Raw genomic sequence first — 13,874 nt, forward strand, 5'->3', positions numbered from 1 at the left:
CAACAATCAACAAAGGCTGCCCTAACTTTGTGGAGGCTACCCTATATATGATCATCCGGACACATCTACCCGGAAGGGCGGCCTGTACCGCGATGAGCACTGGTTTTGACCCGAGCACCGAACGCATCCGGTCCGAAATTGACGACCTCGCCGAGGGTTTCGTCGCCTGCCCGCCCGATCGCGCCGAGGTCTACCGGCAGGCCGGGTACTGGGTGGGCCTGCCGCTGGACTCGATTCTCCGGGAGGCCGCAGCGCGCTGGCCTGGCAAATGCGCCGTGGTGGACCGCCGGGAGGGGTTGACGTTCGCCGAACTGGACGCGGCCGCCGACCGGATCGGGACCGCGCTGCTCGACCTCGGATTCCAGCCCGGCGATCGCGTCCTGCTGCAGCTTCCCAACTCGTGCCGGTTCGCGGTCGCCCTGTTCGGCCTGCTGCGCGCGGGGGTGGTGCCGGTGATGTGCCTGCCCGGGCACCGCAGCGCCGAAATGGGGCATTTCGCACAGGTCAGCGGTGCGGTCGGCTTGATCATCACCGATCAGTCGGGCGGCTTCGACTACCGCGAGATGGCGGCCGACCTGGTGCGGGCCCACCCGCGGCTGACCCGGGTGCTGGTCGACGGGGAGCCCGGGGACTTCCAGTCCTGGTCCTCGGTGACCGACTACAACGGTCCGGTCGCGCGATTCGCGGTGCCTGATCCCAGCCTTCCGGCCCTGCTTCTGGTCTCGGGCGGCACCACGGGTCTGCCCAAGCTGATTCCGCGCACGCACGACGACTACCGCTACAACGCCGTGGCCTGCGCGCAGGCCTACGGGATGACCGACGAGGACGTCTACCTTGTCGCGCTGCCCGCCGGACACAACTTTCCGCTCGCCTGCCCGGGCCTGCTCGGCTCGATGACCGTCGGCGCCACAACGGTTTTCACCGACGACCCCAGCCCGGAAGCGGCCTTCGCGCTGATCGACGAACACCGGGTCACCGTGACGGGGCTGGTCAACGCACTGGCCAAGCTCTGGGCCCAGGCCTGCGAGTGGGAACCCGTGCTGCCCACGTCGCTGCGCGTGGTCCAGGTCGGCGGGTCCCGCATGATGCCCGACGAGGCCCGTTTCATCCGAGAGAACCTGTCCGCGGGCACACAGCAGATCTTCGGGATGGCCGAGGGCATGTTGAACTTCACCCGGCCCGGCGACCCGATCGACGTCGTCGACAACGTGCAGGGCCGGCCCATGTCACCCCACGACGAGATGAAGGTCGTCGACGAGTTCGGTGACGAGGTCGCGCCCGGCGAGGAGGGTGAACTGCTGGTGCGCGGCCCCTACACCCTCAGCGGCTACTACCGGGCCGACGAGGCCAACGCCCGCTCGTTCAGTCCGGACGGCTTCTACCGCAGCGGCGACCGGGTGCGCATCTTCACCGACGGCCCGCGGGCGGGATACGTCGAGGTGACCGGACGGATCAAGGACGTCATCCATCGGGGTGGCGAGACCGTGTCGGCATCGGACCTCGAGGAGCACCTGCACGCGCATCCGGCGATCGCCGACGCGGCCGCCGTCGCGCTGCCCGATGAATACCTCGGCGAGAAGATCTGTGCGGCAGTCGTCTTCAAGGGCGCACCGATCACGCTGACTGAACTGCACGAGTTCCTGGACGGCCGCGGTGTGTCCGCCCACACCAAACCGGATGTGCTGGCCCCATTGCGATCACTGCCGAAGACGGCGGTCGGCAAGGTGGACAAGAAGCAGATCCTGGCCACATTGGCGCAGGCATGACAAGACGTAGCCCCCAAACTCGGCGCTCGACGTGCCAGTATCGAACGCACTCAGAGCACAGGGAATCTCACTGACATGACCATGAATGACGGTTCCAGCGAACATCTTTCGCCGATCGCGATCATCGGCATCGGCTGCAGGCTGGCCGGTGACCTCACGACGGCCGAGGCGTTCTGGAACTTCCTCCTCGAGGGCCGCAGCGCCGTGCGCGAGGTTCCCCCGCAGCGCTGGGAGCCCTACCTGCGCCGGGACCCGCGCAACGCTGCGGTGCTCAAGGACACCACACCCTTCGGCACGTTCCTCGACGACCTCGCGGGGTTCGACGCGGAGTTCTTCGGGGTCTCCCCCCGCGAGGCCGAACTGATGGACCCCCAACAGCGACTCGCCGTCGAGGTCAGCTGGGAGGCTCTCGAACACGCCGGTGTGCCCCCGCGTTCGCTGGGCGGCAGTGACACCGCGGTGCTCATGGGTGTCAACTCCGATGACTACGGCAAGCTCCTGATGGAGGACCTCCCGGGCATCGAGGCCTGGACCGGAATCGGCACGTCGCTGTGCGGTGTGGCCAACCGGGTCTCGCACCTGCTGGACCTGCGCGGCCCCAGCGTCGCCCTGGACGCGGCCTGCGCGGCCTCGCTCGTCGCGGTGCACCAGGCCTGCCAACTGCTGCGTGCCGGTGAGACCTCGCTGGCGTTGGCCGGCGGGGTCAGCGCGCTGATCGGCCCGGGCCTGACCCGTGTGCTCGACGTGGCGGGCGCGACCGCCCCGGACGGCCGGTGCAAGACCTTCGACGCCGCCGCAGACGGCTATGGCCGCGGCGAGGGTGCCGCGGTGGTCGTGCTCAAACGGCTCGAGGATGCGCTCCGCGACGGCGACCGGGTGCTGGCCGTGGTCCGCGGTGGTGCCGTCGCGCAGGACGGCCGGACCGTGGGCATCATGTCCCCCAACGGTGCGGCCCAGGCGGACCTGTTCCGCCTGGCGTGCCGTACCTCGGGTGTCGACCCGGCCACCGTCGACTTCCTCGAAGCGCACGGAACAGGCACTCCCACAGGCGATCCCGTCGAGATCGCGGCGCTGTCCGAGGTGTACGGCGCGGCCCGGCCGGAGGGCGATCCGGCGCTGGTCGGCTCGGTCAAACCCAACACCGGTCACCTCGAGGGTGGCGCCGGTGTCGTCGGACTGATCAAGGCCGTGCTGGCGCTGCATCACCAGACCATCCCGCCAACCGCCGGGGTGCGCACGCTCACGCCCGCGGTGGACTGGGCGGCCAGTGGCCTGCGCGTACCGGTGGAGGTCCAGCCGTGGCCGCGCCGCACCGACCGTCCCCGCCGTGCGGCGGTGTGCAGCTACGGCTACGGCGGCACGATCGCGCACGTGCTGCTCGAGGAGGCTCCGGCCGCCCAGGGGCACGTGTCCCCCACATCCGCCGCGCCAGCGGTGATTCCGGTGTCGGCACGGTCGCAGGCCCGCCTGACCGCACAGGCCGCCGCGTTGGCCGAGCGGCTCGACGATGCGGCGCCACCGCTGCAGGAGATCGCGGCGACACAGTGGGTTCGACGCAGCCACGAACCGGTGCGCGCGGCCGTGATCGCCGAGGACGCCGGCGAACTTCGTCATGGGCTCGGTGTGCTGGCCGCCGAGGGTCGCGACCCCGCGGTGGTCCGCGGCACGCCGGTGCCCGCGGCGTCGCAGGGCGCGGTCTGGGTGTTCTCCGGCCACGGTTCCCACTGGCCGCACATGGGCCGGGAACTGCTGGCCTCTGAGCCCGCGTTCGCGGCGGTGCTCGACGTGATCGACCCGATCTTCGGTGCCGAACTCGGCTTCTCGGCGCGCGAGGCGCTGACCACGGGTGAGCTCGGCGGCACCGACCGCGTGCAGGCCCTGACCTTCGCGATGCAGGTCGGCCTGGCGGCAGTGCTGCGCGACCGTGGTGTCACCCCGGCCGCGGTGATCGGCCACTCCGTCGGCGAGGTCGCGGCCTGTGTCACCGCGGGTGTACTCGATCTCGCGCAGGGCGCCGCCGTGGCCTGCTACCGGGCCCGCGGGTTCCGGCGGGTGATGGGTGAGGGCGCCATGGCACTGGTGCCGTGGTCGTTCGACGAGGTCGCGCAGCGGTTGGGTGACCGCACCGACGTCGTCGCCGCGATCAGCGCATCGGCGACATCGACCGTGATCTCCGGCGTTGCCGCAGCCGTCGACGAGGTGGCCGCGCGGTGGAGCGCCGACGGCCTGGTGGTGCGCCGGGTGCGCACCGACGTCGCATTCCACAGTCCCGCAATGGATTCCCTGACCACCGACCTCGCGAGGCTGACCGGCGCCCTGCCGCCGCCGCGGCCCGCACAGGTCCCGCTCTACACCACCGCACTGCCCGATCCGCGGTCGACGGCACCGCGCGACTCCGCCTACTGGGTGGCCAACCTGCGCGACCGGGTCCGCTTCGCCGAGGCCGTCACGGCGGCCGCCGACGACGGCCACCGCCTGTTCCTGGAGGTCTCCGCCCACCCCGTGGTGTCACACTCGATCGTCGAGACCCTGCTGCACCTCGGCGTCGACGAGCACGCCGTGGTCGGCGTGCTGCGACGGGACCAGCCGGCGCGGCGCGCCGTCGCGGCGGCGGTCGCCGCACTGCACTGCCACGGCGCCCCGGTCCGGCACGGATTCACCACCTCATCGGCCTGGGCCGACCTGCCGGGCACGCAGTGGCAGCATCGCGAATTCTGGCGCACGCCAAGCGCTCCGCCCGCCGGGCGTGGCGTGCACGACGTCGACAGCCACACACTGCTCGGCGGCCGCCTGCACGTCACCGGGGCGGTGCCCGCCCAGGTCTGGGAGACCCGGCTGGACATGTCCACGCGGCCCTACCCCGCCAACCACCCCGTGCAGGGCACCGAGATCATTCCGGCCGCGGTGCTGCTCAACACATTCGTCACCGCCGCCCAGGGCCCGATCGCCGATGTGCATCTGCGCACCCCCGTCGCGCCGGGCCGCGCCCGGGACGTGCAGGTGGTGCTGCAGGACCGCGCGCTGGCGATCTCCACGCGCCTGGTCGACGACGAACCGGGCACCGGCGGCTGGCTCACGCACAGCACCGCGGTCGCCGCGGCTTCCCCCGCCCTCGATGTCCCCGCACTCGACGAGGCCGCTGTGCGCGCCCGGTGCACCGACCAGTTGCCGCCGAACAGCGTGGTGGACAAGCTCGCAACGCTCGGCGTCGCCGAGATGGGATTCGGCTGGGAGGTCGTCGACCTGCGCTGCGGCGACGGTGAGTTCCTCGCCCAGGTGCGGGCCGAAGCCGACGGATCCACTCCCACGACGTGGGCGGGGCTCCTCGACGCGGCGACATCGGTGGCCTCGGCGGTGTTCGACGGACCGCCGAAGCTGCGGATGCCCGCCCGCATCGAACGCGTCGACATCCTCGCCGCCCCGTCGGATTCGGTTCTCCTGCATGTCCGCCGTCGCCCCGAGGGCACCTGCACCGACGTCCTGATCGCGGGCCTGACCGGAACACCGCTGGCGTCCATCACGGGCATGACGTTCGAGGAGCTCGAGAACACCAGCGGTGACGTCGGCCGCATGGTGCACCGGATCGACTGGCGGGCGATGCCCTACGACGCCTCGGCGCGTCCGGACACGGTGGTTCTGGTCGGCGGCGACGACGCCGTGCGCACCTGGTGCCGGGCCGAACTCGACGCCGCCGGGGTTCGCCATCTGATGTGCACGCCCGACTCGCTGCCCACCGACGTGGGGCCCGACAGCGTCGTGCTGGTGCTCCCGTCGGCTGCGGACTCCCCGCTCGACTCCGTCGAGGTGGTCCTGACCACCCTCAAAACCGCTCTACAGCAGGGATTTTCGGGACGAATCTGGGCACTGACCCGCGGCGTCCACGAAGGCGCGGACGTGGCGCGGTCACCGCTGTGGGGCCTGACCCGAATCGCGGCGGCCGAACATCCCCTGTTGTGGGGCGGCGTGCTCGACCTGGATTCAGACCGCCTGCCGTTGGGTGTGGTCTCCGAGTTGCCCGGGCACGGAGTCGTGGTGGTACGCGGGCAGGACGCCCTCGTCGCGCGCCTATCCACCGTCGCGCACGCGGGCGGAACACCCCTGGCGTGCTCGCCGGCGGGCACCTACCTGATCACGGGCGGCACCGGCGTGCTGGGCCTGCGCCTGGCCGAGCACCTCGCCGACCTGGGTGCCCGGCGACTGGTCCTGGTGTCGCGGTCCGGGTTGCCGGCGCGGTCGGCCTGGGCCGCCGCGGCCGACCAGGAGCAGATCCGCGCTGTGTGTGCACTCGAGGAGAGGGGCGTGTCGGTGCACGTCGCGGCCGTCGACATCGCCGCCGACACCGCGGCCGAGGAACTGAGCGCGGTCCTGGCGGAGCTGCCCCCGGTGCGCGGCGTCGTGCACGCCGCGGGCGTGGAGGCCGGGGTGTTGCTGGCCGACACCGGAATCGATGAGATCGCCATGGCCATGCGTCCCAAGGTCGACGGCGCGCTCACCCTCCATGCGATGTTCCCGCCCGGGCGCTTGGACTGGATGGTGCTGTACTCGTCGTGCGGATATCTGGCCGGCTTCCCCGGCCAGGGCGCCTACGCCTGCGGCAACGCGTTCCTCGACGGGCTCGCCCGGCACCGTCGCGCGCTCGGCGACACCACGACCAGCGTGGCCTGGACCGCCTGGCGGGGCCTGGGTATGGGCTCGGATTCCGGTTACGTCGCAGCGCAGCTGGACGCGCTGGGGATGGACACCATCGGCGCCGACGACGCCCTGCGCGCTCTCGACATCGCGATGCGATCCGGGGAGGCCAACCCCGTGGTGCTGCCCGTGCTGCCCGGCGCGGTGTCGGTGCCGATCCTGGCCGACGTCGCCGCGACGGCATCGAACTCCGCTGACTGCGAGGATGTTTCGACACCCGCCCGCCCCGGTGACGTGGACACCGAGGAATGGGTCGCGCAGCAGGTGCTCACCGCGGTGGCAGGAGAACTGGGCCTGCCCGCCGAAGACGTCGACACCAGACTGCCCCTGGTGGAGATCGGGGTGGACTCGATCATGACGGTCGCACTGCGACGTCAGTTGGAGAAGCAGACCGGCCTCGCGCTGCCGCCGACGCTGCTGTGGGAGCACCCGACCGCTGCCGCGGTCACCGCGCGCATCGTCGAACTGCTTGAGGAGGAGATCTCGACTGCCGCCGAGGAGGAGGGCGCGTCGGTGTGAGGCGGGTCAGTCCGCCAGCAGGTCACGCACCACGCCGTCGGCGAGCAGCCGGCCCCGATCGGTGAGCACCAGGTTGGGGCCGTTGTGCACCAGAAGTCCTGCGGCCACGGCAGATTCGGCCCGGTCCTTTTCGTCGGCGTCGAGCAGCGAAAGGGGCAGGCCCGAGCGCAGGCGGATCTGCAGCAGCACGTCCTCGACGTGCCGGTCCCGCGGGGCGAGGACCTCGAAATCGGCGATCGGCAGTTCGCCCCTGTCCGCCGAGGCGGCATACGCGTTGGGGTGCTTGACGTTCCACCACCGGGTGGCGCCGACGAAGCCGTGCGCGCCCGGACCCGCACCCCACCACTGGCCGCCGTTCCAGTAGCCCAGATTGTGCCGGCACTCGCCGCCCGGCCTGCTCCAGTTGGAGACCTCGTACCAGGTGAACCCGGCGTCGGCCAGCCAGGTGTCGAGCAGTTCGTAGCGGCGCGCCAGGACGTCCTCGTCGGGTGCGGCGACCTCGCCGCGGCGAACCCGGCGAGCCAGCGCGGTACCGTCCTCGACCACCAGCGCGTAGGCCGAGAGGTGGTCGACTCCGGCGCCGACCGCGGCGTCCACCGATCGGCGCAGATCGTCGTCGCTCTCCCCCGGCGACCCGTAGATCAGGTCGAGGTTCACGTGCGCGAAGCCCGCGGCCTGCGCCTCCCGCGCCGCGTCCAGGGCGCGCCCCGGGGAGTGGACCCGGTCCAGCAGGCGCAGCACCGTCGGCGCGACGGACTGCATGCCCAGCGACACCCGCGTGTAGCCCGCGGTGCGCAGGCGGGTGAAGAAGTCCGGACTCGTCGACTCCGGGTTGGCCTCGGTGGTCACCTCCGCGTCGGCAGCGAGGGTGAACTCGGACCGGACGGCGTCGAGCACGTCGGCCAGACCGTCGCCGCCGAGCAGGGATGGGGTGCCACCCCCGACGAACACCGTGTCGACCGTCGGGGCGGGCAGCCGCCGCGCGGCCAGGGCCAGCTCGCTGCGCAGCGCCTCGAGCCACCCGGCGGGTGTGGCGCCACCCAGCTCGCCCGGCGTGTAGGTGTTGAAGTCGCAGTATCCGCACCGTGAGGCACAGAAGGGGACGTGCACGTAGACCCCGAACTGCCCAGTGGGGGTCAGCGCGAAATCGGGCTCAGCGCCCGCGCGCTCCTGCGTCGTCACCATGCCCCCAGTGTCCCAGACCCGAGTTGTGCTCATCGTGAGCGCAAATCTGGCCGGATTCGGAGGTCAGTGGGGGTCCGTGGCACAATGGCCGCGTGACTGCCGACCGCATTGAGACCCGCCGCGTTGCCCTGGTGGCACGCCGGCACGTCGATTTCAAGCGGGTCTGCAGCTGTTGTTGTCTGCCTTGACGATGCGTTGATATCGGAGACCTGCCCACCAAGCACTTCAGCTGGCCCCGGATCTGCGCCACCGGCCAGCCCCCGGTGATGACGCGCGCTCCGCAGGCCGGCTCCCCATAAGGAGCTATCCATGACAGACACCCACGAAGCAGCACCCAAGGCCGCTCGTCCCGCAAAACGCCCGCGCGGCGAAGGTCAGTGGGCGCTCGGCTATCGCGAGCCCCTCAACGCCAATGAGCAGGCCAAGAAGGACGACAACCCGCTCAACGTGCGCACACGGATCGAGAACATCTACGCCCCCGGCGGCTTCGAGTCCATCGACAAGGGCGACCTGCGCGGCCGTTTCCGCTGGTGGGGCCTCTACACCCAGCGCAAGCCCGGGTACGACGGCACCTGGACCGGTGACGAGAACACCGACATGCTCGAGGACTCCTACTTCATGCTGCGGGTCCGCAGCGACGGCGGCGCCCTGAGCGCGGCCGCGCTGCGCACCCTCGGCGGGATCTCCACCGAGTTCGCCCGCGACACCGCCGACATCTCGGACCGGCAGAACGTCCAGTACCACTGGATCGAGGTCGAGAACATGCCGGAGATCTGGCGTCGGCTCGACGAGGTCGGTCTGCAGACCACTGAGGCCTGCGGCGACTGCCCCCGCGTCGTGCTGGGTTCGCCGCTGGCCGGTGAGTCGCTGGACGAGGTCATCGACGGCACCCCCGCCGTCAACGAGATCGTCAAGCGCTACATCGGCAAGCCCGAGTACTCCAACCTGCCGCGCAAGTTCAAGACCGCGATCTCGGGTCTGCAGGACGTGGTGCACGAGGTCAACGACGTCGCGTTCATCGGCGTCGTGCACCCTGAGCACGGTCCCGGATTCGACCTGTGGGTCGGCGGCGGCCTGTCCACCAATCCGATGCTCGCCCAGCGGGTCGGCGTGTGGGTGCCCCTCGATGAGGTGCCCGACGTGTGGGAGGGCGTGGTCAGCGTGTTCCGCGACTACGGCTATCGCCGCCTGCGCTCCAAGGCCCGGTTGAAGTTCCTCATCAAGGACTGGGGCGTGCAGAAGTTCCGCGAGGTGCTCGAGACCGAGTACCTCAAGCGACCGCTGATCGACGGTCCCGCGCCCACCCCGGTCACCCGACCGATCGACCACGTCGGTGTCCAGAAGCTGAAGAACGGGCTGAACGCCGTCGGCGTCTCCCCCATCGCGGGCCGGGTGTCCGGCACCATCCTGACCAAGGTCGCCGACCTGGCCGAGGCCGCCGGTTCCGACCGGATCCGGTTCACGCCGTACCAGAAGCTGATCATCCTGGACGTCCCCGATGAGAAGCTCGACGAACTGCGTGCCGGCCTGGATGCGCTCGGTCTGCCGTCGACTCCGTCGCACTGGCGCCGAAACCTGATGGCCTGCACCGGAATCGAGTTCTGCAAGCTGTCGTTCGCGGAGACCCGGGTGCGGGCTCAGTCGCTGGTGCCGGATCTGGAGCAGCGCCTCGCCGACATCAACGCCGACCTCGACGTGCCGGTCACGGTCAACATCAACGGCTGCCCCAACTCGTGCGCACGAATCCAGATCGCCGACATCGGGTTCAAGGGACAGATGGTCGACGAGGGCAACGGTCCCGAGGAGGGTTTCCAGGTGCACCTGGGCGGCAGCCTGGGCCTGGACAGCGGTTTCGGCCGCAAGCTGCGCCAGCACAAGGTGCTCTCCCACGAACTCGGTGACTACATCGAGCGGGTGGTGCGCAACTTCGTGAAACAACGCGAGGACGGCGAGCGTTTCGCCCAGTGGGCGGTTCGAGCCGACGAAGCCGACCTGCGATGACCGAAGGGGTGCTGATGACCGAAGCCGACCTGCGAGACCTGGCCGCACGAGGCGCTGCGGAATTGGGCGAGGACGCCAGCGCCGAGGATCTGCTGCGCTGGACCGACGCGAACTTCGCCGGTTCCTACGTGGTCGCATCGAACATGCAGGACGGGGTCCTAGTCGAGATGGCCGCCAAGGTGCGGCCCGGCGTCGACGTGCTGTTCCTGGACACGGGCTACCACTTCGCCGAGACCATCGGCACCCGCGACGCGGTCGAGGCCGTCTACGGCGTTCACGTGGTCAATGTCACGCCGGAGACCTCGGTGGCCGAACAGGACTCGCTGTTCGGCAAGGACCTGTTCGCCCGCGACGCCGCGGCGTGCTGCCGGATGCGCAAGGTCGAACCGCTGTCGAAGGCGCTGAGCGGCTACTCGGCGTGGGTGACGGGCATCCGCCGCGTCGAGGCGCCCACCCGGGCCAACGCACCACTGATCAGCTTCGACGAGGCGTTCGGCCTGGTGAAGATCAACCCGATCGCCGCCTGGACCGATGAGCAGATGCAGGCCTACATCGACGCCAACGGCATCCTGGTCAATCCGCTGGTCGATGAGGGCTACCCGTCGATCGGCTGCAAGCCGTGCACCGCGAAACCGCTGCCCGGCGCCGATCCGCGCAGCGGACGCTGGGCCGGCCAGGCCAAGACCGAATGCGGGTTGCACGCCTCGTGACGCTGGTCCTGACCGCCCACGGCAGCGCGGACCCGCGTTCGTCGGCTGTCGTGCACGCGATCGCCGGGCGCATCCGGCGCCTGCGCGGGGACCTTGACGTGCGGGTGGCCTTCTGCGAGCAGAACGCGCCGCGGCTGCCCGAGGTGCTGGGCTCGTTGTCCGCACCGGCCGTGGTCACTCCCCTGTTGTTGGCCGACGCCTATCACGCGCGGGTCGACATCCCCGGGATGATCGCGTCCTCCGCCGCTCCGGTTGAGCAGGCCGCGGTGCTGGGTGAGGATCCGGCGCTGCTGACCGTGCTGCGGCACCGGTTGAGTGAGGCCGGGGTGTCGGCCGACGACGGTGACGTCGGGGTGCTCGTGGTCGCCGTCGGCTCCTCGAATCCCCGGGCCAATGCGCGCACCGAAGCCGTGGCACGTCTTCTCCGGTCGGGCACCAGGTGGACGGGCACGCGGGTCGGATTCGCGACCGGACCCGCGGCCAACCTCGCCGAGGCGTCAATGCGGTTGTCCGCCACCGGTGCGCAGCGGATCGTCATCGCCCCGTGGTTCCTGGCACATGGTGTGATCACCGACCGGGTGGCCGAATTCGCTTCCGCGCATGGACATGTGATGGCTGAACCGTTGGGCTCGCACAATCTGGTCGCGGCCACCGTGCTCGACCGCTACGACGCAGTGCTGGCGGCGCGCCTCGCGGCGTGAGGCTCACTCGGCGACATCGAAGGCCTTGAGGACCTTCGTCGGCGTCACCCGCACGACCAACTCACCGGGCACTCCGTTGCGCTGCCCGTACTCCTGCGCGCGATCGACACCCATGTAGCGGCCACCGATCCTGGTCGCGGTGCCCAGCAGGTCATCCGGTTCCTCGCTCATCGAGGCGATGCCCTGCACCTGGACGAACGAATACGGGGGCTCCTGGTCGTCAACGCAGAGTGTCACTCGCGGGTCGCGTTGCAGCGCACGGCCTTTGGAGGTGTCCCTTCCGGTGTTGAACACCAGTTGGTTGCCTTCGACGATGAACCACACCGGGGCGACGAGTGGTCTGCCGTCGGCCGCGACCCAGCCCAACTTGCCGGTCCGGGTGCCCTCGGACAGGAACGCGGTCACATCTTCTGAGAGCTCTTCCATGTTTCGAGGCTAGAACGGCCGCGGGGCGCTGGCGCGCGATCCATGATCGCGCCCCAGCGCCCCGATTGGCACCTGCGAGAAGGACTCAGACCTTCGAGCCCGAACCACCGTTGACGCCGCCCGCACCTCCGGTGCCCGTGCCGCCCGTGGCGCCCGAGTTCCCGGAATCCGCAGACGAGCCGTCCACGTTCAGACCGCCCGCACCCCCGGCACCGCCGGAGCCTGCAGTCCCGGCGGCACCACCGGAGCCTGCCACACCGCCCGAGCCCACCGTGGCGTTGCTGTTGTTGGTGGCGTTACCTCCGGTGCCGCCATTGCCGCCGGCGCCGCCGTTGCCCGAGGTGCCGCCAGTGCCGCCAGCACCGCCGGTGCCGGCCACACCTGCGCCGCTCGCACCGTTGCCAGCAGCACCGCCCTGGCCGCCGGTACCACCAGCACCACCTGCGCCACCAGTACCACCTCTGCCACCGGTACCACCAGCTCCGCCGTAAGCCCTGGCAGAGAGACCGAACACGACAATATTCGTACCGGCACCTCCGACGCCTCCGGTGCCACCGCGTCCGCCTGTGGCACCGGCACCGCCGTTACCACCCACGCCGCCGATACCACCGTTGCCGCCGACGCCGGAGATCGACCCGCCGGCTCCGCCTGCACCGCCCGCACCGCCTGCACCGCCTGTGCTTCCAGCGGCACCGATGCCTCCGGTGCCACCGGTACCACCGGTACCACCGCGTGAGGTCTGGTTGGTGGTGCCCGAGTAGGCAAGCCCGCCCGCGCCGCGGGTGCCGCCCGCGGCCCCGATCCCGCCGGTGCCGCCGGCTCCACCGGCGCCACCGTTGGTGTCGCCGGCGCCGGCCCTGGCCTCTCCGCCGTTGCCACCGGTGCCGCCGGCCTGTTGCAGGCCACCGTTGTTGGCGTTGTTGCCGTTGCTGCCAGCGGTGCCGGCCCCACCGTTCTGGGTGCCGACGGACCCGCTGTTGCCGGAGTTGCTGCCGTTACCGCCGGCCGCCGCCGTGGGGCTCGATCCGCCAGTCGCGGGGTTGACCCCGGCCGCGCCCGTACCACCCTTGCCGCCGTCACCGCCGTGGCCGCCGTTGCCGATGTTGCCGGCGTCGCCGCCTCGGCCACCGGCACCGCCGGTGCTGCCGAACGTGATCGCGTCCGCACCGTCACCGCCGTTGCCGCCGCTGCCGTGCGTGCCGGTGGGCATCAGGCCGTTGGCTCCGTCTGCGCCCGGTGTCGAACCGGTGCCTCCGGTGCCACCGGCACCACCGAACCCGGCGTTGCCGCCGTTACCGCCGTCGCCACCGGCGCCGCCCGGCGTGGACGCGTCCGCGCCGTCGCCACCGTCACCGGGGGTTCCACCGTTGCCGCCGTCACCGGCGTTGCCGCCGGCTCCGATGACACCCGCGTTGCCGTTGAAGACCGCACCCGCAGCACCACCGTTGCCGCCGTTGCCGCCGGCACCACCGGTACCGCCATGGCCACCGGCCTGCCCGTCACCACCGGCAGTCACCGCATCGGCACCGGCCACACCAGCACCACCATGACCACCATCGCCACCGTGACCACCGGCGCCACCGGAGCCGGCATCACCGGAGACCGTGCCACCGGCACCACCGGCACCACCGTCACCACCAGCGCCACCGACCTGGCCGTCCTGACCGGACTCACCCGCAGTCACACCGCTGAGGCCATCGGCACCCGCAGCACCACTGCCACCGGCACCACCGGTACCACCATCGCCATACGACCCGGCGTCACCACCGCGGCCACCATGACCACCATCAGCACCAGCAGCCGCACCCGGATCCGAGGCAGCGTCATAACCGTCGCCACCATCACCACCATCAGCAGCGGTCGTGTTGTCGACACCG

At 70.8% G+C, this 13,874-nt stretch carries 11 protein-coding genes; 6 read left to right on the forward strand and 5 right to left on the reverse strand.

Annotated features, from left to right (window positions below):
• Nucleotides 1-92 precede the first annotated feature (92 nt).
• Together A5727_RS23355 and A5727_RS23360 are read left to right on the forward strand one after the other, a co-directional pair.
• Complete coding sequence (locus A5727_RS23355) at nucleotides 93-1,766, forward strand: (2,3-dihydroxybenzoyl)adenylate synthase (protein ID WP_068255914.1); 1,674 nt, start codon at nucleotides 93-95, stop codon at nucleotides 1,764-1,766.
• An 81-nt stretch (nucleotides 1,767-1,847) separates the two neighbouring features.
• Complete coding sequence (locus A5727_RS23360) at nucleotides 1,848-6,974, forward strand: type I polyketide synthase (protein WP_502687707.1); 5,127 nt, start codon at nucleotides 1,848-1,850, stop codon at nucleotides 6,972-6,974.
• 6 nt (nucleotides 6,975-6,980) lie between these two features.
• Here the strand turns inward: A5727_RS23360 and hemW are convergent, their stop codons facing one another.
• Nucleotides 6,981-8,159: a radical SAM family heme chaperone HemW gene (gene hemW / locus A5727_RS23365; RefSeq protein ID WP_197507735.1), complete on the reverse strand. Its 1,179-nt coding sequence runs from the start codon at nucleotides 8,157-8,159 to the stop codon at nucleotides 6,981-6,983.
• A 131-nt stretch (nucleotides 8,160-8,290) separates the two neighbouring features.
• Between hemW and A5727_RS28500 the strand changes: the two genes are divergently transcribed.
• From A5727_RS28500 to A5727_RS23380, 4 genes are all read left to right on the forward strand, one after another.
• A complete protein-coding gene (locus tag A5727_RS28500; protein WP_353612280.1) occupies nucleotides 8,291-8,347 on the forward strand; it encodes an Ms4527A family Cys-rich leader peptide in 57 nt (18 codons plus the stop codon).
• 121 nt (nucleotides 8,348-8,468) lie between these two features.
• Nucleotides 8,469-10,160 carry a nitrite/sulfite reductase gene (locus A5727_RS23370; RefSeq protein WP_068255921.1) on the forward strand — a complete coding sequence of 564 codons (1,692 nt, stop codon included), beginning with the start codon at nucleotides 8,469-8,471 and terminating at the stop codon, nucleotides 10,158-10,160.
• Between the two features lie 14 nt (nucleotides 10,161-10,174).
• Complete coding sequence (locus A5727_RS23375) at nucleotides 10,175-10,870, forward strand: phosphoadenylyl-sulfate reductase (RefSeq protein ID WP_502687706.1); 696 nt, start codon at nucleotides 10,175-10,177, stop codon at nucleotides 10,868-10,870.
• Nucleotides 10,849-11,571: a sirohydrochlorin chelatase gene (locus A5727_RS23380; RefSeq protein WP_068255925.1), complete on the forward strand. Its 723-nt coding sequence runs from the start codon at nucleotides 10,849-10,851 to the stop codon at nucleotides 11,569-11,571. The genes A5727_RS23375 and A5727_RS23380 overlap by 22 nt, the downstream gene beginning before the upstream one ends.
• Before the next feature lie 3 nt (nucleotides 11,572-11,574).
• On the opposite strand, the gene A5727_RS23385 is transcribed toward A5727_RS23380, so the two are convergent.
• From A5727_RS23385 to A5727_RS27935, 4 genes are all read right to left on the reverse strand, one after another.
• Nucleotides 11,575-11,997 (reverse strand): PPOX class F420-dependent oxidoreductase, encoded by a 423-nt coding sequence (locus A5727_RS23385; protein ID WP_068255930.1) that lies wholly within the window; start codon nucleotides 11,995-11,997, stop codon nucleotides 11,575-11,577.
• A gap of 85 nt (nucleotides 11,998-12,082) precedes the next feature.
• A complete protein-coding gene (locus A5727_RS27660; protein ID WP_068255933.1) occupies nucleotides 12,083-13,531 on the reverse strand; it encodes a hypothetical protein in 1,449 nt (482 codons plus the stop codon).
• Nucleotides 13,510-13,671 carry a hypothetical protein gene (locus A5727_RS27665; RefSeq protein ID WP_157521536.1) on the reverse strand — a complete coding sequence of 54 codons (162 nt, stop codon included), beginning with the start codon at nucleotides 13,669-13,671 and terminating at the stop codon, nucleotides 13,510-13,512. Before A5727_RS27665 ends, A5727_RS27660 begins: the two co-directional genes overlap by 22 nt.
• Before the next feature lie 6 nt (nucleotides 13,672-13,677).
• Nucleotides 13,678-13,874, reverse strand: a 197-nt coding sequence (locus A5727_RS27935) for a hypothetical protein (RefSeq protein WP_197507736.1), incomplete at its 5' end; no start/stop codon positions are given.

The sequence above is a fragment of the Mycobacterium sp. ACS4331 genome (genome assembly GCF_001667265.1).
Taxonomy (GTDB): Bacteria; Actinomycetota; Actinomycetes; order Mycobacteriales; family Mycobacteriaceae; genus Mycobacterium.